This window comes from Burkholderia sp. Ed8 (assembly GCF_040761425.1).
GTDB lineage: Bacteria > Pseudomonadota > Gammaproteobacteria > Burkholderiales > Burkholderiaceae > Burkholderia > Burkholderia seminalis.
Map to the genome: position 1 here is coordinate 2,047,941 of NZ_CP142885.1, position 21,277 is coordinate 2,069,217.

Consider the following 21,277-nt stretch of genomic DNA (forward strand, 5'->3'; position numbering starts at 1 on the left):
GCGGGCGCCAGCGTTCAGCGCGCCGCCACCGGCTTGCCGAACCCGCCGAGAATCTTCTTCTCGAGCGCGATGTAGTCGCGGCCGAAGTGGTGATCGCCCTGCGTCTTGATCACGTCGGCGCCCGTGTTCGCGAGCGCCGGGCACATCGTGTCCTTCTCTTCCGCGCCGTAGAAGCACTGCACGAGCTGCGGCGGCACCTTCGCGATTTCCGGCGCGACCTTCAGCGCCTTGTCGCTCGCGGGCATTCCGAGCCAGCCCGTCACGCGGATCTGGAAATCGGCGGACGGCGCAAAGCCGAGCAGCGACATCACCGCGACCTTGTCGCGCAGGTCGGCCGGCAGCCGGTTGTACGCGAACGGCATCACGTCGGCGCCGAACGAGTAGCCGATCAGCGCCACGCGGCTTGCATGCCAGCGCGCCATGTACGTGCGCATCACGCGTGCGAGATCGCGGCTCACTTGCGCGGGCGGCTTCTCGCTCCAGAAATAACGCAGGCTGTCGATGCCGACCACCGACACGCCGTCGCGCTGCAGCGCCTCGGCGATCGTCTTGTCGAGATCGCGCCAGCCACCGTCGCCCGAGATCACGATCGCCAGCCGGTCGCTGCCGCCCTTGGCCGGCAGTTCGACGAGCGGCAGATCCGACACGTCGAGTTCATCGCCGCTACCGCTGTCGCGCAGGTGCGACGTGACGAGCGAGACCAGCTTCGTGTTGTCGCCCGCGGCCGCCGTTTCGACGAAGCCCGGCATCGCGCGGCGCACGATCGTCGGATCGGGCGGGCACGGCTTGAAGCGCGGATCGAGCTTTGCGGCCGGGGCGACCGACACGACGCCGGCGATCGTGTTCTCCGGCGCCATCGACAGGATCTGCTTCGCGATCGCGCCGCCCTGGCCCACGCCCGCGACGATCGGCGTGAAATAACGCGACGACTGCGCGAGACGTTCGAGCTGATGGCTGACCGCCTCGGCGTCGCCGTCGAGGTGGTGGCAGGTCTCCTGCTTCGCGGCGAGATTCATCGCGTAGCGCTCGGTATCGACGCCGACCGTCATCGCACCGGCTTTCGCGAGCGCGTCGGCCGCCTGCTGATCGGCGGCATTCCAGCCGGCCTCACGCGAGAACAGCACGACGAATCCGCGCAGCGGCCCGCTCGGTTTGGTCACGGTAACGGGCCCATAACGGCCGCCCGACACGGTTTCGGCTTTCACGGCGGCCGGCTGCGTGGCGCACGCGGCGCCGGCCAGCATCATTCCCGCGCAGGCGGCTGCCGCCCGCGCGATTCCCTTCTTCAAACTCATGAGCGCCGACCTCCAGCCAGCAATGACAGATCCGCCAGCGTGACGAACACGCCGACCGAGCCCGAGGCCGCGAGATAACGCGGCTCCCAGTGCGGTTCGAACTTGCTCTTGAAAGCGCGCAAGCCGCGGAAGTTGTAGAAGCGGCCGCCGAAGCGCCAGACCATCAGGCCGAGCCGGTGCCACGGCGACGGCATCTTCGCCGCCCCCATTCCCGAGAACGGCGCGATGCCCAGGCTCAGCTTGCGGAAACCCGCTTCCTTCAGATGCAGCGCGAGCTGCGTGAACAGATACTCCATCGCGTACGGCGACGCGTCCGGCAGATGGCGCATCACGCCGACCGTCGCCTCGGTGTTGAGATCGGTCGTCATGAACGTGACGAACGCGATCGGCTTGTCGGCCTGCCGCACGAGCATCACCGACTGCGTCGCGAGATAGCCGTCGTGGAACGCGGCCACCGAGAAGCTTTTCTCGCGCGCATCGCGGCTATCGAGCCAGCCGTCGGAAATGTCGCGCAGCGCCGGCAGCGCGGCCGGCACGTCGCCCGGCGCGATCACCTCGACCGTCAGCGCGTCCTTGTCGCCGCGGCGCAGCGCGTAGCGCAGGTGGGAGCGGTTCGAACCCTTCAGGTCGAACCGGTCGAGCGCGATATGCGCTTCCTCGCCGAGTTTCATCAGCGTGAGGCCCGCGTCGAGATACAGCGGCAGCGCGTTCGCGCGCACCTGGTAGAACGCCGCGCGGCCGCTGTGCGCGTGTGCGAGCGCGATGAACTTGCTGATCAGCGCCGGCCATTCTTCACGCGGCCCGACCGGGTCGTGCAGCGCGGCCCACGTGCGGCCGTTCTTCGCGTACATCAGGAACGCGCGGCGCGATTCGGAAAACAGGAAGGACTTGTCGCCCATCAGCGCGAGGCCCGCGTCGCTGCATTCCTGCGCGCGGATGATCTGCTCCGCGTCGATCAGGTCCTGCTCCGCGGGTTTCACGAAACGCCCGGGCGCCGGACGCAGCAGTTGCCACAGCGCGAACAGCGCGACGAACACGCCGGCCGCGAGCGTCGCGCGCAGCGCGCGCGGCGCACGCGCATCGAACGAGAAATGCGACCACAGCTCGCGCGTGTACGGTACGTCGCGGAACGCGAAGAACAGCACCCACACGGCCAGCATCAGCACCATCGTCACCGACACGAACCAGCTCACCGTGAAGCGCTCGGCGAGCAGCGACGAATGACGGTTGAAGCGTCGGCGGCTGACGAGCAGCAGCACGAGCAGCGTGCCGAGCACGCCGGCCTCGACGAACGCGAGACCCTTCGCGAGCGACAGCGCGAGGCTCGCGAGCGTCAACGCGAAGGTCATCCACCATGCGCCGTCGAGCCGCCGCAGCAGCCCGCGCGCGACGAACAGCAGCGCGACGCCGAGCACGCTGCAGATCACCTGCGAGCCTTCGAGCACCCACAACGGCACGATATGACGCAGGATCGCGATCCGATGCCAGAACGCCGGCGTCGCGCTCGAGATCACCAGCATCCCGCCGACCGCGAACGTCACGAGGCTCAGGAACACCGGTGCGAGCTGCGACACGCGCACGGCCTGCCGCGTGACGAGCCGGCGCCGCAGCGCGCGGCCCTCGAAACCGGCCAGCAGGCCGGCCGACAGCACGAGCGGCACGCCGAAATAGATCGCGCGATAGGCAATCAGCGCGGCGACCATCGCGTGCGCGGGCACTTCGCGGCCGAGCGTGAACACCATCGCGGCTTCGAACACGCCGATCCCGCCCGGCGTATGGCCGATCATCCCGAGCAGCAAGGCGGCCGCGTAGACGGTGATGAAGGTCGGGAAACCGACCGGCGCGGCCGGCAGCAGCACCCACAGCGTCAGACCTGCCGCGACGACGTCGAGCACCGCGTAGACGACCTGCGCGACGAGATCGCGCCGCGCGGGCACGTCGAACGACAGCCACTTGAAGCGCGTGACGACCGGGCGCGCGGTGTGGCCGCACATCGCGACCATCGCGGCCAGCACCACGAGCAGCGCGGCACCGGTCCACGTGAGCACGCCGGGCGCCACGTGCAGCATCGCGGCAAGGGCCTCCGGCACGCAGACCATGCCGACCGCCGTCATCAGCACCATCGCGAGCGCCAGCGTGCCGCTCGTGAAGACGGTCATCCGGCCGATCTGCGCGGGCGTCACGCCCGATACGCCGTACACGCGCGCGCGAACCGCGCCGCCCGTCAGTGCGCCGAAACCGGTTGCGTTACCGAGCGCGGAGCCGGCGATCGCGCCGATCCACAGCGCGACGCGCGGCACTTTCGCGGCGACATAGCGCAGGCCGACCGCGTCGCGGGCGACGAGCGCGAGATAACTGAGGGCCGTCGCGGCGAGCGACGCGCCCCACTCGCCGGCGGACAGGTGACGCAGTTGGCGGATCACCGACCGGTAGTCGACGGATTCCGACAGATGCTGGAAAACCACGATCAGCAGCAGGCCGATGCCGAGCGCGAGCAGCGGCGACAGCACGCGCTCGTTGCGGATCAACGCCCGGGCACGGGCGATCACCGCCGCGGCGCGGCCGGGCGAACCAGAGTGGCGGGAAGACATAAATTGTTCAGTGGTGGTGCATAGCGTGTCGCGGCGCAGGCAAGCCAAGCGGCGACGTATCTGGTTGTTCTGCGTGGGCGGTCGGCCGAAGACGGGGCCCGGCGGCGCCTGGATCAGAACTTACGAGTATACGGAATTTATATTACAGAATCTTTCAGGTTCGCATTGTGCGCTTTTGTGGCTCGCCGGGCGAGCTGACAACACATAAAAATCGTGCACCGCACAAACGCAAGGTGCGCATCATACCGGGAACACGGGCAGTTTTTTCATCGGATGAATGACTTGTGATGCATTTGGGAAAAATCTGCCGGACGGGGCGCGGAGGGCGAGGACGAATTTGTCGGGGAGTGGGCGCTGCTGAAACGGGGCCGGGTCATCTGACGTGCCGCCCGTCGCTTGAAAGGTTGCAATCCCGGCTTCGACGATTGGCCGGTGATGCAGTCTGTACCACGTGGCGACAACGGTGGTACCCCGAACGCCAGGCCATTTATGATTTACGCGTAACGCGTGACCATCCAGACACCGATCAGGATGACCAGTGCACCGACTGCCTGCATCGGTCGCAACAGATGCTCATGCAGCGCCGTGAACCCCAGCACGACGAGCATCGAGATCGCAACCATGGTCGGATACGCAACGCCGAGCGAAGTCTTGCGCAGAGCGACCGCGTAGAGCACGAACCCGATACCATAAGCCCCTACCGCCGCGCCGCGCACCATCCACGGCAATACGCTCGACTCGCCAAGCGCAATCCCCTTGAGCGCCGCCACTCTGAGCAGCAGGCTGGCCAGCCCGCCGAAAGCACCACTCGCGATCACAATCAGCCAATTCATCTCGCGACCTCCGTCACCGTGGCAACGTCGGGCCGACGACCGGACCGGACACGAACGCCGTCCGGCTCGCCGGCGCCCCCGCCAAAGATCGCATTGAACCGATTCGCGCCATGGAGAGCGATCAACACGATCGCAGGAAAGACGACCGAGAAGTTTCGCGCCTCGTCCCGATAACCGAAAAAGCAGAACAGCAGCAGCACCGGAAGGAACGCCGCAAGGAAGTAAGCTCGATAACGTGCGGGCGTCGCTCGCCAAGCCGCCCGGAAGAACACCGCAAGCGGCACGAGCATCAACGGGTTTTCCAGGCTCGGCGTAAAAATTCCCTTGCCGACGAGGTTATAGAACGACAAGTAGGACACCGGATTCAGCCAGAACTTAAGGTTGTCCCATATATGATATTCAACGAAGCCGCCCGCGTTCCCGCCATAACCGCTCATGACGAAATGCCGGGTCACCGCGCAAATGCCCAATTGCACAACCAGCCATGCAACGCGCCTCGACAACGCGACGTCGCGTTCATGCAGGAAGAAAAATGCGAGCGGAACCAGGAAGAACGTCTCCTTGTTCAGCGAGAAAACGGCAATCGTCAGCGTGCAAGCCAGCAGGCGCTTCGTCAATACGAAGTAGCACGCCGCCAGCACACCCAGGAGTTCGAAGAAATCGTAGTAGTAGCCGCCCTGCTGAAATGTGAGCGGGTAAACGAAACTGAACGCCGCCAGAAATCCGACGGAATGCCCGAAGCTCAACCCATGCAGCCGGGCCAGCCTGTACACCATCCACAGCGCCAGCAGCGTCGACAGTACGATCGCAATGTAGGTCAGGTGATAGACAAGCGCCACGACCGGTGTCCAATACTTGTCCGGCACGTTCGTGAAATAGGCGTTGCGCAGCGAATCATGGCGGATGATCGATTTGAACAGCCTGTCCTGCCTGGCTTGCCCGAGGCGTTCGACCATCCATTTCGCGGCTTTCGGAAATGATGAACGATAGACAAAGGGTTTCGGCGCATCGCCGTTCATCATTCCCACGAGACTGTAGCTCGTTGCAAAATCGCCTTTCTGATCGTCACGGAACCCCCACTTCAACAACATGCTGTTGGTGATGTTACCGGCGCACACGAAGAGCAACACGTAGACGATGGCGAAGCGGCAGAATGCCCGCACGCGGTTTCGGTTCATTTCCGTCATAGGGATCCGCGCTACTTACAGCACGGGCAGAAAGTGAGCAGCCAGCACGAGCGCCACCATGACGCAAAGCATGCCGAGACTACCCCGGTTTTCGAGAATATGGACGATTGGATCGTCGTGCATCGCGCCACGCACCGTTGCGATCCAAAGTCGGCCGAACAAGTAGATCAGGCCGATCTGAACGAACCAGAGCAGATGGGGAATCGTGTAACGGGCGGCCGTTTCAGGCGCATTGATAAACAAGCCGAACACGACCACCGCGGCAAGCGACGCGCCGATCCCGAACGGCCAGAGTACTTCGAGATCACTTACACGATAGTCACGGCCCGCCGATACGGGTTTTCCGTTCTGGCGGAGGAACACCAGTTCCGAGCAACGCTTCACGAGCGCCAGGCTGAGAAAGGCAAACACGGAAAACGCGAGAAGCCAGCGGCTGACCTGGATTTCAGCTGCAACCGCTCCCGCGACGATCCGGTGCGTATACAGCAGCGACAACGCCACCACATCGAGCAGCACGACGGATTTCAGGCTCCAGCTGTATGCGGTCGTCAATATCAGATACAGCACGAACATTCCCGCAAACTCGGACGACACCGCGAATGCCAATGCAAGCGCGATCACGAGCAGTAGCGCGGCACCCCCGATACCTTGGGCGATCGACAACGTGCCGTTCGCGAACGCGCGATTGCGCTTGCGCGGATGGCGCCGGTCGTTGTCCAGATCCCACAGATCGTTGGCAATGTACGTTGCGGATGCCCCCAGTGACATCGACAGAAACGCGAGCACGAGCGTGGCAACCTTGGCGACGTCAAAGAATGCAAAGGCCGTCAACAGCGGGACGAACAGCAGCAGGTTCTTCAACCATTGATGGACTCGCAACGCCTTGCACCAGGTCAGGAACCCGACAGGCTCGTTCGGAAACTCGCGTTCGACTGGAATGTTGCTCCGGACGTCCGCGGCAATACCGGGGGCGACGCCCGCCAGAATGGCGCCCTTCGCATTCGCCCAGATCGGGATGTCGGCCTTGCTGTCTCCGGCGTAGACGAAATCGTCGCCGACTTGTTGACGAATGCCGGCAAGCTTCGTCTCGCTTTTCAGGTTCGTATCGCCATGGGTTGCAATGACGAGGTCGAACAAACCGAGATGAGCATCCACCTGCTCGGCAATCGAACGATGGGCCGCCGTTGCCAGCACGATCTTGCGACCACTTTTACGCTCGTGGGCCAGATAATCGACAAGCGACTCGCGGTAGGGAAGCGTCTCGGCCCGAAAACCAACCTGTTCCGCGACCTTGCCCTTGAATGCAGCGCGGCCGCCCACGAGCCAGAAAGGCAATTTCAGCAGGTTTGCAGGTTGATGCTTGACGACGCGTATCACGGATTCCATCAAGGTATCCGACGTCGTCAGCGTGCCGTCGAGATCGACGACAAGCGGCAATTTTCTGGTCTCTCGCATCATGTGTGATTCATTTCCGTTTGACATCGACGCCAAACTGGTCAATCCGTTCCTTGCGCCAAATTTATCGGTAGAAAGCGATATCGGCGTTCTTTTTTATTTACACCAGCCCCGACTTCATTGTGAATACTTTTCAAATCGCGGGATCTTACCAGAAAACGGGGTCCGATAAGCCGAACCCGCAACAATACGACCACTTTTGTCCCGTGTCGCCCTTGTCCGCATGATCGCGTCAACTACAGACGCCCCCACTCACGATAACGTGACGGGCGGCAGGCAGCCATTTCTATTATTTTTTAAAGAATGTCACCAAATGGCGACTCTCTCCAAAACATTCCACGTTATTCCGTCACGCTCAATGCGCAATGCATTTACGAAGACACATAATCCCCCGGCTCCCTCCAGGACAAAATCGAAAGGCACTCGCCTCAATTCTGTTCCGGCCATTTCCCGGCTGAATTTCGACACGGTCGATACCGGACGATATCGCGGGACCACGACACGCCGGATCACGCTTCACCTCCCCCGCTCACGCTCCCCCAACGCGATCGCCTTGTAGTCGTAAGTCGGATAGAACTCCGTCCGATAGGCGCCCCACGCCGTATCCTCGAGCACGCGATTGACCTCGCGCAGCCGCGACGCCGGCAGCCGCAGCACGACGATCTGCCCGATCCCCATCGTCACGGTCCAGCTCACCACTTCGACGCCCGGCGGCGGAAACGCCTTGTAGAACCCCTGCTTCGCGAGTTGCGCATTCAGCTCGGCGAGCGGGCGCGCCTGGTCGTGTTTCAGGAAAACCGTCAGGAGTATCGCGTTATCCGGCGTCGCAGCGGCCGAGCCCGCCGGCACGGTCGACGTCTGGCCGACGGCCGGCGCGCTACCGGTCGCGGCACCGGCCAGCGCTGCGGCGATCACAAGGGTTCGAATCGGGAAAAACCGGGCTGCCGTCATGACGCGACTCCGTGGCTTCGTGGCTGGAGCCGCCATCATGCGCCGCCTCGGCCAGCGCTGCAGTCAGCCGGCCGCTGCGGCAATCACGCGGCGTCCGCGCCGTCTCGCTCGCGCAACACGTCGATGAGCGCGCGCAGCTTGGCCGGCACGTGCTTGCGATTCACGTAGTACAGCCACATCGGCGGCAGTGTGCGGCACACGCCCGGCAGCACCTCGACGAGCGAGCCATCAAGCAGATCCTGCTCGATGCGCTCGCGCATGAACGCGAATGCAATGCCGACACCCGCGCGCGCAGCATCGATCACCGCGTCGGCATCGTTCGTCACGAACACGCCGTCCGGATCGAGGTCGACGTCGCGCGGCCCGTCTTGCAGCAGCCATTTGTGCAGGCGTCCGCTTTCCGAGAAACGGAACCGGATGCACGCATGACGCCCGAGCGCCGCAATCGACGCCGGCACGCCATGCCGTGCCAGATAACCGGGCGACGCGACCAACGCACACGTCAGCGCCGGCGCGATGCGCACGCCGATCATGCCCGGCTGCAACCGGTCGGCCAGCCGGATTCCCGCATCGAACCCGTCCTTCGCGATGTCGACCAGTTCGTTCTCGTAGCGGATCTCGAGCCGGACTTTCGGAAAACGCTCGCGAAACGTGGCGAGTACGGGCGCGATCACGAGCGAGCGCGCCAGCGGCAGCGCGGTCACGCGCAACACGCCGCTCGGCTCGCTGCGCGCGTCCTTCAGCTCGTCGCGCGCCTGCATGACCTGCCGGTACGCGGGCTCCGTCTGCCGCCAGTAGCGCTGCCCGGCTTCCGTCAGGCTCACGCCGCGGGTGCTGCGGTTGAACAGCTTCACGTTCAGCTCGCCCTCGAGCTGCCCGATCGCGAGACTGACGGCAGCCGGCGTCAAGCCGAGCGCGGCGGCGGCCCGCGTGAAGTTGCCGGCCGTCGCGACGGTCATGAACACGTGCAGCCCGGCCATCGGATCGCGTCTGCCCATCATTAGAAAAACTTGAAACTCTTTCGAGCGGAATGCGGATTCTCCCATATACCGCAACTGCCTACACTGACGCTGTCGTCTCACCGGAGCTTCGCATGTCACCCGTTACCGCCGCGCTGCCGCTCGCAGCCGCCCGTCACGCGATCGACGCGGCCCTCGCGCACGCCGCGTCGCTGCAGGTCGACGGCGTCGCCATCGCCATCGTCGATGCCGGTGCAAACCTGCTCGCCTTCGTGCGCACCGACGATTGCTTCCTCGGCGCGATCGATCTCGCGCAGCGCAAGGCGCTGACGGCAGTCCGCTTCCGTGCGTCGACCGATGCGCTCGGCGCGATGTCGGGCGACGGTCCGCTGCACGGCATCGAGCACAGTCACGGCGGGCTCGTCACGTTCGGCGGCGGCGAACCGCTGATCGACGGCAACGGGCGCTGCGTCGGCGCGATCGGCGTCTCGGGCGGCAGCGTCGATGAAGACACCGCGATCGCGCGACACGGCCGCGACCGCTTTCCGGCAACGCTCCACCTCCCAACCACAGGGTAAGCCCATGACACAGAAGCGCATCCTCATCACCGGCGCAGGCACCGGGTTCGGCCGCGAGGTCGCCTTACGGCTCGCCGCGCGCGGTCACGACGTGACGGCCGGCGTTCGCGTCACCGCCGAAATCGACGCACTGACGGCCGCCGCCGCGCAACGCGGCGCCGCGCTGCGTGCGATCAAGCTCGACGTCACGTCGGCGCACGATCGCGCCCGCGCGGCGGAACTCGACATCGACGTGCTCGTAAACAACGCGGGTGTCGGCGAGGCCGGTGCGCTCGTCGACCTGCCGGTCGAGATCGTCCGCGAGCTGTTCGACGTCAACGTGTTCGGTCCGCTCGAACTCACGCAGCAGATCGCGCGCGGCATGCTCGCGCGCGGGCACGGCAAGATCGTGTTCGTGTCGTCGATCGCGGGCCTGATCACGGGGCCGTTCACGGGTGCGTATTGCGCGTCGAAGCACGCGGTCGAAGCGGTGGCCGAGGCGATGCAGGCGGAACTGGCGCCGCACGGGATCCGCGTCGCGGTCGTGAACCCCGGCCCGTACCGCACGGGCTTCAACGACCGGATGATGGAAACGACGCGGCGCTGGCGCGATCCCGCCGTGCATACCGTGACGCCCGAGCGGCTGACGTTCCCGCTCGAACAGCACGACCCGGAGGAAATGATCGCGAAGATGGTCGACGTGATCGACAGCGACGGCGGCGCGTTCCGCAACCTGCTGCCGGAATCGTCGGAAGCATTCGTACGCGCCGAACAGGCGCGCGCATGGGAACGGCAGCAATGACGAGCCGGGCGGCAGGCGCCGGACGGCGCGCCGCCGCTCGCGCGGTCAGTACACGTCGCGCATGTAGCGCCGAGCCTTCGCGAGCCGCGCGACATAGTCGTTCGCGGCTTCGTCCGACATCCCGCCGTGCTCGGCAACGACGGCCTTCAGCGCCGCATCGACGTCCCTGGCCATCCGCGCGGCGTCGCCGCACACGTAGAAGTGCGCGCCTTCCTCCAGCCACGCGAACAACTCGGCGCCCTGCTCGCGCATCCGGTCCTGCACGTAGATCTTGTCGGCCTGGTCGCGCGAGAACGCGAGATCGAGCCGCGTCAGGAAGCCGCTGTCGTGCATCGCACCGAGTTCGTCGCCGTAGTAGAAGTCGGTCTGCGCGTGCTGCTCGCCGAAGAACAGCCAGTTGCGCCCGCGCGCGCCGCGCGCCTGCCGCTCGTGCAGGAACCCGCGGAACGGGGCGACGCCGGTGCCGGGGCCGACCATCACGATCGGCACGTCGCCGTTCACCGGCGGCCGGAAATGCGCGGACTTCTGCACGAACACCGGCACGCGTCCATCGTCCGCGCGATCGGCGAGGAACGTCGACGCGACGCCTTTGCGTGCGCGACGGCCGTTGTGATAACGCACGGCCGACACGGTCAGGTGAATCTCGCCCCGGTGCGCGCTCGGGCTCGACGCGATCGAATAGAGGCGCGGCTGCATGCGCTTGAGCATGCCGACCAGCTCCGTGCCCGACAGATCGACCGGAAACGCGTGCAGCACGTCCGCGAGCTGCTGCCCCCACAGCCATTGCTTCAGGTCGCCCTTGCGATCGTCGCCGAGCAACGCCTTCAGCGCACCGTTCGCGCTGCGCGACGCGATGAACGCGAGCGTATCCGGATGCGGACGCGTGATGTCGAAGTGGCGCGCGAGCGCGTCGCCGAGGCGGATCTCGCCGACGCCCGCCACCGACACCGGCGCATCGGCCTTCAGCGCGGTCACCGACAGCAGTTCGTCGACCAGTTCCGGGCAGTTGGTCGGCCACACGCCGAGCGCGTCGCCGGTTTCGTATTCGAGGTTCGCGCCGTCGGTCGACAGCGACACGTAGCGCGTGTCCTTCGCGGCGCCCGGGCGATTGAGCCGCACGTTCGCGACGAGCTTCGACGGCGCCGGCTGCGCCTTCGTCGGCAGCAGCCCCGGCGGGCTCATCCCGCCGGACGGCACCGCGTGCAGCGCCGCGTCGGCCTCCTTGATCCGCGCGACGACGCGTTCGAGCCACTGGTCGGCATCGTGCTGGAATTCGACGTCGCAATCGACGCGCGCGCACAGGCGCGCCGCGCCGAGTTCCGCGAGCCGCGCGTCGAGGCGGCGGCCGTGGCCGCAGAACTGGTCGTAGTTGCGGTCGCCGAACGCGAGTACCGCGAAATGCACGCCGTCGAGCCGTGCCGCGCTGCCGGCACGCAGCGCGTCCCAGAACTCGCTGCCGTTGTCGGGTGCGTCGCCGTCGCCGAACGTGCTCGTCATCAGCAGCACGTATTGCGGACCGGCAAGCGACGCGACCGGATAGTCGGACATGCACGCGCTGCGGATCTCGAAGCCCGCGTTCATCAACCGCGTCGCGTAATCGTCGGTCAGCGATTCGATGTTGCCGGTCTGCGACGCCCACAGCAGCACGACCTTCGGTCGCGTGCGCACGATCCGCACGCCGCCGGATGCGGTGGTCTCGGCCGGCAGCGCAGCGGTGGCGGTAACCTGCGCATGCGCAGGCAGCGAGCGGCTGAACAGGCCCGCGAGCATCCCGTCGAGCCAGAGCCGCACCGGCGGCGTCAACGGCGCGGCGGCCGGCAGCACCGGCACACCGCCCTCGCGCCGGCCGGCGCTGGCCTTCAGCCCGCTGACGAGGCCCGCCACATACAGCCGTTCGGTATCGGTCAACGGCGGCGGCGCGAGATCGGCGACGCCGAGCGCGGCCGCGAAAGTGTCGATGTCTGCCATGTCGGATTCCTGTGAAGCAGCAGCCTGCACCGGCGCCGGCGCGGGCCCCGCGTCGTCGGCGCATGCATCGGGTTGCGCCGCGTCGTCATCGGCGGACGCGAACGCATCCGTGTCGACACGCCGCAGCGCGACCGCGCAATATTTCAGTTCGGGTTGCTGCGATTCCGGATCGATCGCGTCGTTCGTCACCGCGTTGACGCACAGGTCGTCGCCGTACACGTCGTTCCAGTGCATCGGCGCGAAGCAGTTGCCGCGCCGCACGCGTTCGGTCACGACGGCCGGCAGCACCGCGCGGCCGCGCGCCGAACGGATTTCGACGCCGTCCTTCGCCGCAATGCCGAGCGCGCGCGCATCGTCCGGATGCAGCTCGACGAACGGGCGCGGGTTGAGCTTGTTCAGCATCGCGACCTTGCCCGTCTTCGTCATCGTGTGCCACTGATGCTGCAACCGCCCGGTGTTCAGCACGATCGGGAACGTGTCGTCGGGCAGTTCGGCCGGGTCGACGTGCGGCCGTGCAAAGAAGCGCGCCTTGCCCGACGGTGTCGGGAATGCGATGCGCGGCGCATCGCCGCCGTCGGCGGCCGTGCGCGGCGTCTGGCTCACGCCGTCGTTCAGGTAGCGGACCGGATGCCGCTCGCGCGCGGTGCCCGGCGCGACCGGCCATTGCACCGGGCCGTCGCGCAGCGCCGCATGGCTCGCGCCGCGCAGGTCGTAACCGGTCGCCGGATTCGAGAAGCGCACGATCTCGTCGAACACGTCGGCCGCCGACGCATAGTCGAAGGCCTCGCCGAAGCCCATCGCACGCGCGACTTCCGCGACGATGCGCCAGTCGGGCAGCGCGTCGCCGGGCGGCGCGACCGCCGCGCGCATCAGCGTCATGTTGCGCTCGGAGTTGACCATCACGCCGTCGCCCTCGGCCCACAGCGCGCCGGGCAGCAGGATGTCCGCGTAGCGGTTGGTCTCGGTGTCGAGGAACGCGTCCTGCGCGATCACGAGCTCCGCGGCCTGCAGACCGGCGATCACGTTCCGCCGGTTCGGCACGGTCGCGACCGGGTTCGTGCAAACGATCCAGCACGCCTTGATGTCGCCGGCCGCCATTCGCTCGAACAGGTCGACCGTGCCCTTGCCGGCGTCCTTGCGCAGCGTGCCGGCGGGCACGCGCCACAGGTCCTCGACGAAGCGGCGGTCGTCGTCGGACAGCACCGAGCGCTGGCCCGGCAAGCCCGGCCCCATGTAGCCCATCTCGCGCCCGCCCATCGCGTTCGGCTGACCGGTCAGCGAGAACGGGCCGCTTCCGGCGCGGCAAATCCTGCCGGTTGCCAGATGCAGGTTGCAGATCGCGTTGGTGTTCCACACGCCGTGCGTGCTCTGGTTGAGCCCCATCGTCCAGCAGCTCATCCATTCCTGCGCATCGCCGATCCATTGCGCGGCCGTGCGCAGGTCGGCTTCCGCGAGCCCGGTGATCGCGGCCACGCGTTCGGGCGTGTAGTCGGCGAGAAACGCGGGCATCGCGTCCCAGCCTTCCGTGTATGCGTCGATGAACGCGGCATCGGTGCGGCCGTTCGCATGCAGCAGATGCAGCAGCCCGTTGGCGAGCGCGAGATCGGTGCCAGGCCGGATCTGCAGGAACAGGTCGGCCTTGTCGGCGGTGCCGGTGCGGCGCGGATCGACCACGATCAGCTTCGCGCCGGCCTTCACGCGGTCCATCATCCGCAGGAACAGGATCGGGTGGCAGTCGGCCATGTTCGCGCCGATCACGAAAAACAGGTTCGCGCGATCGAAGTCCTGGTACGACCCGGGCGGGCCGTCCGCGCCGAGCGACTGCTTGTAGCCGGTGCTCGCGCTCGCCATGCAGAGACGCGAGTTCGACTCGATGTTGTGGGTGCCGACGAAACCCTTCGCGAGCTTGTTGACGAGGTATTGCGCCTCGATCGACATCTGCCCCGACACGTAGAACGACAGCGCGTCGGGGCCGTGCGCATCGAGCACCGCGCGCAGCCGGCGCGCGGTTTCGGCGATCGCGTCGCGCGCCGGCAGCGGTACGAGGTCGTCCTCGCGCGCGCGGCGCACGAACGCGCGGTCGAGCCGTCCCGAGCGGCGCAGCGCCACGTGCGCCGACGATCCCTTCGTGCACAGCCGCCCGAAGTTGGCCGGATGGTCGGCGTCGCCGGAGACCTTGACGACTTCGCCGTCCTCGACGTGCAGCACCATTCCGCAGCCGACGCCGCAGTACGGGCACACGCTCTTGACGGGGGTGGCGGTCATGCGCGCTCCGGGACGGTCAGGCCGCGATCCATACGAAACCGTCCTCGACCCGCGACGGATACGCATTCACCGACTGCTCGGGCGCCTCCAGGCATTCGCCGGTGCGCAGGTCGAAGTGCTGCTTGTACAGCGGCGACGCGACCACGATGCGCTCGCCGAGGCTGCCGATCAGCCCGCGCGACATCACGGCCGCCTGCGATACCGGATCGACGTTGTCGATCGCGAACACGCCGCCGTCGGCATGCGCGACGTGGAATACCGCGACCTGCGCGCCGTTGACGAGCGCGCACACGCCGGTGTTCGGCACGATGTCGTCGAGCGCGCACACGCGGGTCCAGGATGGCGAAAGACGATCGTTCATGACGGGCTCCTTGAAGTGATGCGGATATCGGTCAGGCGGTTGCCGGTTCGGTCGCGCTGTCGGCCACGACGGGAATCGGCACGCGCTTGCCGCCCGCCCGCTCGCCGGGTGTCGCGGGCCGGATCTGGCCGCGCGTCTCGACGAATTCGATGGTCGTGTCGGGCGCGTCGCTGTTCACGAAGTGGCGGAAACGCTTGCGCGTATCCGGATCGGTGACGGCCCGCTTCCATTCGCATTCGTAGGTGTCGACCACGTGCTGCATGTCGGCTTCGAGTTCGGCCGCGATCGCGAGCTTGTCGTGCACGACGACGTCGATCAGGTAGTCGAGACCGCCTTCGAGGTTGTCGCGCCACACGCTGGTGCGCTGCAGCCGGTCGGCGGTGCGAACGTAGAACATCAGGAAGCGGTCGACGTAGCGGACCAGCGTGTCGCGGTCGAGGTCGGACGCGAGCAGCTCCGCATGGCGCGGTTTCATCCCGCCGTTGCCGCACACGTACAGGTTCCAGCCCTTTTCGGTCGCGATGATGCCGACGTCCTTGCCCTGCGCTTCCGCGCATTCGCGCGTGCAGCCGGATACGCCGAACTTGATCTTGTGCGGCGCGCGCAACCCCTTGTAGCGATGCTCGAGGTCGATCGCGAGACCGACCGAATCGCCGACGCCGTAGCGGCACCAGGTCGACCCGACGCACGATTTCACCGTGCGCAGCGCCTTGCCGTACGCGTGCCCCGACTCGAAGCCCGCCGCGATCAGCTCCTCCCAGATCGACGGCAACTGCTCGACGCGCGCGCCGAACAGGTCGACGCGCTGGCCGCCGGTGATCTTCGTGTACAGGCCGTACTTCTTCGCGACCTGACCGACCGCGATCAGCCCTTCCGGCGTGACTTCGCCGCCCGGCATGCGCGGCACGACCGAGTACGTGCCGTCGCGCTGGATGTTCGCGAGGTAATAGTCGTTCGAATCCTGCAGCCCCGCGTGCGCCTTCTTGAGCACGAACTCGTTGAAGCACGATGCGAGAATGCCCGCCACGGCCGGCTTGCACACGTCGCAGCCGAGCCCGCGGCCGTGCTTCGCGAGCAGTTCGTCGAAGGTCGTGATGCGCTCGACGCGAATCAGGTGGAACAGCGCCTGACGCGAATACGGGAAGTGCTCGCACAGATGGTTGTCGACCGCGAGGCCCCGCTTCCGCATCTCGGCCTTCATGATCTGCGTGACGAGCGGCACGCAGCCGCCGCACGACGTGCCGGCGCCCGTGCACGTCTTCAGCGCGCCGAGGCTCGTCGCGCCGTCGGCGACCGCCGCGCAGATCTGCGACTTCGACACGTTGTTGCACGAGCAGATCTGCGCGGCCGCGGGCAGCGCGTCGACGCCGATCGCCGGCTTCGCCGCGCCGTCCGACGACGGCAGGATCAGGAATTCGGGCGACTCGGGCAGCTCGATGCGGTTCAGCATCATCTGCAGCAGCGTGCCGTACTCGGCCGCGTCGCCGACCATCACCGCGCCGTGCAGGAACTTGCCGCAGTCGGATACCACGAGCTTCTTGTAGACCTGGCGGCGCTCGTCCGCATACTGGTAGGTGCGGCTGCCGGCCGTCGTGCCGTGCGCGTCGCCGATGCTCGCGACGTCGACGCCCATCAGCTTCAGCTTCGTGCTCATGTCGGCGCCCGCGAACGCGGCTGCGGCCCCCGCGCCGACCTCGCCGCCAAGCTGCGTCGCGACCACGCGCGCCATGTCGTAGCCGGGCGCGACGAGGCCGTACACCATGCCGTTCCAGGCCGCGCATTCGCCGATCGCGTAAATGTCGGCGTCGCTCGTGCGGCACGCGTCGTCGATCGCGATGCCGCCGCGCGGGCCGGTGTCGAGCCCGCACGCACGGGCCAGTTCGTCGCGCGCACGGATGCCGGCCGAGAACACGATCATGTCGGCGTCGAGATGCGTGCCGTCGGCGAATGCCATCCGGTGCGCGCCGTCCTCGCCGTCGACGATTTCCAGCGTGTTCTTGCCCGTATGCACGGTCACGCCGAGCGCCTCGATCTTCGCGCGCAGCATCCGGCCGCCACCGTCGTCGACCTGCACGGCCATCAGCCGCGGCGCGAATTCGACGACGTGGGTGTCGAGCCCCATGTCGCGCAGCGCCTTCGCGCATTCGAGGCCGAGCAGCCCGCCGCCGATCACGACGCCGCGCTTCGCGTGCGCGCCGCACGCCTGCATCGCCTCGAGATCCTCGATCGTCCGGTACACGAAGCAGCCTGCGCGATCGCGCCCCGGCACCGGCGGCACGAACGGGCGCGAGCCCGTGGCGAGCACGAGCTTGTCGTACGCGAGCGTTTCGCCCGACGCAAGCGTGACCGTATGCGCGGCGCGGTCGATCGACGCGACCTGCGCGTTCAGCCGCAGGTCGAACTGCGGATGACGCTCGAAGAAGCCCGGCTCGACCAGCGACAGGTCGTGCGCCGACTTGCCCGCGAAGAACTCGGACAGGTGCACGCGATCGTAGGCCGGGCGCGGCTCCTCGCCGAGCACGGTGACCTGCGGCGCGCCCGCCGCGCCCGCTTGCGCCGCGACGCATTCGAGGAACTTGTGGCCGACCATGCCGTGGCCGATGACGATGAGTTTCATGGTGAAGGTTCCTTCGCTCGATCAGTTCGCGGCGTTGGCGGCGGCCAGCGCGCGATCGCGCAGCTCGGCTTCGCGTGCCTTGTGTTCTTCGCTGAAGCGCACGGCCATCGCGCACAGCGCGGTCGCGGTCACGACGAGGCCGAGCAGGCTCAGCGTCTGCTGCACGTCGCCCACGCCCTTCAGCAGGAAAGCCGCCGCCACCGCGCCGACGTTGCCGCCCGCGCCGACGATCCCCGCGACGCCGCCGAGCGCCTTGCGGTCGATGAACGGCACCAGCGCGTAGGTCGCGCCGCAGGCCATGTGCGTGAACAGGCCGAAGGCCAGCATCGCGACGAGTGCGACGCCGACGCTTTGCGCATGCGAGAACCAGATCAGCCCGAGCCCTTCGCCGACGATCAGCGCGCACAGCAGCGCCGCGCGCACGTCGAGGCTGCGGCGCGCGGCGATCTTGTCGGACAGCCAGCCGCCGAGCGCGCGGGCGAACAGCGCGAGCAGCCCGAACAGGCCGACCGCGAAACCGGCGTCCTTCAGCGACAGGCTGAAGTGATTGACGTAGTACAGCGCGGCGATGTTGTGGATGAATACCTCGACGCCGAAGCACGCACCGTAGGTGACGAACAGCATCCACACGCGATAGTTCGCGCATGCGGCGACAAAGCTCGCCCAGCCGCCCTTCTTGCCGCTGTCGACCGTCACGCCTTCCTTGCGCAGCGCGATGATGTCGCCTTGCGGGCAGTCCTGCGTGAAACGCCAGTACGCCCAGGCCATCACGAGCATCGCGACGCCCGGCACGACCAGCGCGACGCGCCATGACGAATCCTCGCCGAGGCCGAGCATCAGGCCCGCGGCGACGAGCAGCGGCATCAGCGCCTGCGTCGCGCCGGCACCGGCGTTGCCCCAGCCCGCCGTCGTCGCGTTCGCGGTGCCGACGACGTTCGGCGCGAACATGACCGACGTGTGGTACTGCGTGATCACGAAGCCCGCGCCGATCGCACCGATGCCGAGCCGGCAGATCAGGAACGACAGGTAATCGTGCGTGAACGACACCGCGAACACGGGAATCGCGCCGAGCAGCAGCAGGCCGACATACACGCGGCGCGGGCCGAAGCGGTCGCACAACGGCCCGACGAGCAGCCGCACGGCGATCGTCGCGGCCACCGCGGCGATGTTGATGTTGGCGACCTGAGCCGCCGTCAGGTGAAATTCGCGTGCAATGAGCGGCATCAGCGGCGCGCATGCGAACCACGCGAAGAAACAGACGAAGAACGCCATCCACGTCATGTGGAACGCGCGCATCGGCGCGGTGCGGAAGCTGAAGAGATCGATACGGGTAGCTTTGTCGGTCATGTCATCCGCCAAACGAAAAACGGCGTCCTGCGCACCCGGTCTCGTCGAGACCCGATGCGTAGGACGCCGTTGCCCAAGAAGCCCGTTGCCGGGCGCGTCGGTAATCGGTACTGCGGACGAATCGCCGTTGATCCGCCCGAATCGGCTTACGCAAACGCCATGCCATGTTGCCGCCAATCGGGCCCGCAGCCGCGCCGTACAAGGCTCGCCGGCCGGCATGCGGCGCCCGGTGACGCGCGGCGGACGCTGCGCGGTGAGGCAGCGAGGCACAGATGTGGTGCGCTGCAGCACTGTCGCCGTGCGACATCGCGGTGCGCACACGTGGCGCGCGACGCACGCGATACGGCATGGCGGCAGCCCGCGCGCGGTGCGTGCCGGGCCGTGCACCGGTTGGCCCGGATATTGCTCGATCTCGTGCGCGACACCGGCAACGGCGCCGGTGGGCAGTTCCCGCAAACCCTTGCCCGCCCTTCGGGACAGGCTCCCCCAGGACAACGGCGTCCCTCCCGTGCGCGGCACGGCGGATGCCGGTGCGTTTCGATCGCCCGCCGCCACCGCGCAGACCGTTATCGACCGCCGCACGCACGCATGCGGCAATGGAACACGACATGACGACTGGCAAAGTCACGCTGCTGGGCGCCGGCCCCGGCGATCCCGATCTCCTCACGTTGAAGGCCGTAAAGGCACTCGCCGCCGCCGACGTGCTGCTGCTCGACGACCTCGTCGCGCCCGGCATCGCCGAACTCGCGCCGCGGGCGCGCGTGATCCGCGTCGGCAAGCGCGGCGGCTGCCGCTCCACGCCGCAGGCATTCATCGAGAAGCTGATGCGCCGCTACGCGCTGCGCGGCGCGCACGTGGTGCGCGTGAAAGGCGGCGACGCGCTGCTGTTCGGCCGCGCCGGCGAAGAACTCGCGACACTGCGCGCCGCCGCGATTCCGGTCGAGATCGTCAGCGGCATCTCGTCGGGATTCGCGGCCGCCGCGAGCCTCGGCGTCTCGCTCACGCACCGCGCGCACTGCCAGGGCGTCACGTTCGTCACCGCACACCGCCAGGATCACGGCGAACCCGACTGGGCGCGGCTCGCGGCGACCGGCACGACGCTCGCGATCTACATGGGGATGAGCCGCATCGACCGCATCGCGTCGGGCCTGCTCGCCGCGCTGCCGGCGTCGACGCCGGCGGCTGCCGTGCAATGGGCCGGCACGCCCGACGAACGCCGCTGGACCGGCACGCTCGGCACGCTTGCGCACGGCATCGACGCCGCGCGGCTCGGCAGCCCGGCCGTGATCCTCGTCGGCGGCGCGATCGGCGAAGCCGCCGCGCAGGATGCGGATGCCGCGGTCGGCACGGTGTTTTCGCGGGCCGCCTGACATGCGCGGCTTCGCACGGCTTCGGCCGCTCTCCGTTCCCGCCGCCAACGGCCACGCGCGCGGCCTGCATGCGTCGTTCGCGCGCGGCCCCGCGGCTTCACCGCTCCTGTCGCCTGCCTCATGAGTTCGCCTGCCCAGCCCCCCCGCCTGCGCGTGCTGCTCGTTACCGACACCGACAAGCCGATCGGCGAGCTCGGCGACGCGCTCGCGCGCCTCGGCTACGAGATGCTGAACGACGTCGCGACACCCGCGCGCCTGCCGGCAGCCGTCGAGGAGCAGCGCCCCGACGTCGTGATCATCGACACCGATTCGCCGTCGCGCGACACGCTCGAACAGCTCGCCGTGATGCACACGACCGCGCCGCGCCCCGTGCTGATGTTCAGCCACGACGCCGACCAGGAGCTGATCCGCGCGGCGGTCGGCGCGGGCGTCAGCGCGTATCTCGTCGAAGGCTTGTCGGCCGAGCGGCTCGCCCCGATTCTCGAAGTCGCGCTCGCACGCTTCTCGCACGACGATGCGCTGCGCCGCCGGCTGGCCGACGTCGAGCGCGAACTCGCCGAACGCAAGCTGATCGACCGCGCGAAACGCGCGCTGATGGACCAGCGCAAGCTGTCCGAGCACGATGCGTACGCGGCGCTGCGCAAGCGCGCGATGGATCAGGGCCTGCGCATCGTCGACGTCGCGCGCCAACTGCTCGACGCCTCACCCCAGTCATGAGT

The 21,277-nt window shown here is 67.4% G+C and carries 15 protein-coding genes; 4 read left to right on the forward strand and 11 right to left on the reverse strand.

What is annotated here, in order from left to right:
- Positions 1-14: 14 nt before the first annotated feature.
- The 7 genes from VXM69_RS09420 to VXM69_RS09450 all read right to left on the reverse strand — a co-directional run bounded on the left by VXM69_RS09420 (position 15) and on the right by VXM69_RS09450 (position 9,310).
- Positions 15-1,295 (reverse strand): virulence factor family protein, encoded by a 1,281-nt coding sequence (locus tag VXM69_RS09420; RefSeq protein WP_367188476.1) that lies wholly within the window; start codon positions 1,293-1,295, stop codon positions 15-17.
- Positions 1,292-3,886, reverse strand: coding sequence for a bifunctional lysylphosphatidylglycerol flippase/synthetase MprF (gene mprF, locus VXM69_RS09425; protein WP_124669929.1), 2,595 nt, complete (start codon positions 3,884-3,886; stop codon positions 1,292-1,294). Before mprF ends, VXM69_RS09420 begins: the two co-directional genes overlap by 4 nt.
- A gap of 494 nt (positions 3,887-4,380) precedes the next feature.
- Entirely contained in the window at positions 4,381-4,719 is a 339-nt protein-coding gene (locus VXM69_RS09430; protein ID WP_034191254.1) for a hypothetical protein, read from the reverse strand.
- On the reverse strand, positions 4,716-5,906 hold the full coding sequence (locus VXM69_RS09435) for a hypothetical protein (protein WP_343727170.1): 1,191 nt from the start codon (positions 5,904-5,906) through the stop codon (positions 4,716-4,718). The genes VXM69_RS09430 and VXM69_RS09435 overlap by 4 nt, the downstream gene beginning before the upstream one ends.
- A gap of 15 nt (positions 5,907-5,921) precedes the next feature.
- Entirely contained in the window at positions 5,922-7,361 is a 1,440-nt protein-coding gene (locus VXM69_RS09440; protein WP_034191649.1) for a UbiA family prenyltransferase, read from the reverse strand.
- A 516-nt stretch (positions 7,362-7,877) separates the two neighbouring features.
- A complete protein-coding gene (locus tag VXM69_RS09445; protein WP_301740982.1) occupies positions 7,878-8,312 on the reverse strand; it encodes a hypothetical protein in 435 nt (144 codons plus the stop codon).
- 83 nt (positions 8,313-8,395) lie between these two features.
- Complete coding sequence (locus VXM69_RS09450) at positions 8,396-9,310, reverse strand: LysR family transcriptional regulator (protein ID WP_034191251.1); 915 nt, start codon at positions 9,308-9,310, stop codon at positions 8,396-8,398.
- A gap of 95 nt (positions 9,311-9,405) precedes the next feature.
- Here VXM69_RS09450 and VXM69_RS09455 point away from each other — a divergent pair, with 95 nt between their 5' ends.
- A complete protein-coding gene (locus tag VXM69_RS09455) occupies positions 9,406-9,849 on the forward strand; it encodes a heme-binding protein (protein ID WP_069704690.1) in 444 nt (147 codons plus the stop codon).
- A gap of 4 nt (positions 9,850-9,853) precedes the next feature.
- Positions 9,854-10,630 carry an SDR family oxidoreductase gene (locus VXM69_RS09460; RefSeq protein ID WP_034191249.1) on the forward strand — a complete coding sequence of 259 codons (777 nt, stop codon included), beginning with the start codon at positions 9,854-9,856 and terminating at the stop codon, positions 10,628-10,630.
- 45 nt (positions 10,631-10,675) lie between these two features.
- Here VXM69_RS09460 and VXM69_RS09465 read toward each other — a convergent pair whose 3' ends face one another.
- Genes VXM69_RS09465 through VXM69_RS09480 form a run of 4 tightly spaced genes read right to left on the reverse strand, consistent with a single transcriptional unit; the run spans position 10,676 to position 19,188 of the window.
- Complete coding sequence (locus VXM69_RS09465) at positions 10,676-14,863, reverse strand: molybdopterin-dependent oxidoreductase (protein ID WP_367188477.1); 4,188 nt, start codon at positions 14,861-14,863, stop codon at positions 10,676-10,678.
- A 16-nt stretch (positions 14,864-14,879) separates the two neighbouring features.
- The gene (nirD, locus tag VXM69_RS09470) at positions 14,880-15,224 is read right to left on the reverse strand and encodes a nitrite reductase small subunit NirD (RefSeq protein WP_034191247.1); all 345 of its coding nucleotides are present in this window, start codon (positions 15,222-15,224) and stop codon (positions 14,880-14,882) included.
- Positions 15,225-15,255: 31 nt separating this feature from the next.
- Complete coding sequence (nirB, locus tag VXM69_RS09475) at positions 15,256-17,841, reverse strand: nitrite reductase large subunit NirB (protein ID WP_367188478.1); 2,586 nt, start codon at positions 17,839-17,841, stop codon at positions 15,256-15,258.
- A gap of 21 nt (positions 17,842-17,862) precedes the next feature.
- Positions 17,863-19,188: an MFS transporter gene (locus tag VXM69_RS09480; protein ID WP_175028562.1), complete on the reverse strand. Its 1,326-nt coding sequence runs from the start codon at positions 19,186-19,188 to the stop codon at positions 17,863-17,865.
- 608 nt (positions 19,189-19,796) lie between these two features.
- Here VXM69_RS09480 and cobA point away from each other — a divergent pair.
- Together cobA and VXM69_RS09490 are read left to right on the forward strand one after the other, a co-directional pair.
- Complete coding sequence (gene cobA, locus VXM69_RS09485) at positions 19,797-20,558, forward strand: uroporphyrinogen-III C-methyltransferase (RefSeq protein WP_049030155.1); 762 nt, start codon at positions 19,797-19,799, stop codon at positions 20,556-20,558.
- A gap of 120 nt (positions 20,559-20,678) precedes the next feature.
- Positions 20,679-21,275 (forward strand): ANTAR domain-containing response regulator, encoded by a 597-nt coding sequence (locus VXM69_RS09490; RefSeq protein WP_034191244.1) that lies wholly within the window; start codon positions 20,679-20,681, stop codon positions 21,273-21,275.
- Positions 21,276-21,277 lie beyond the last annotated feature (2 nt).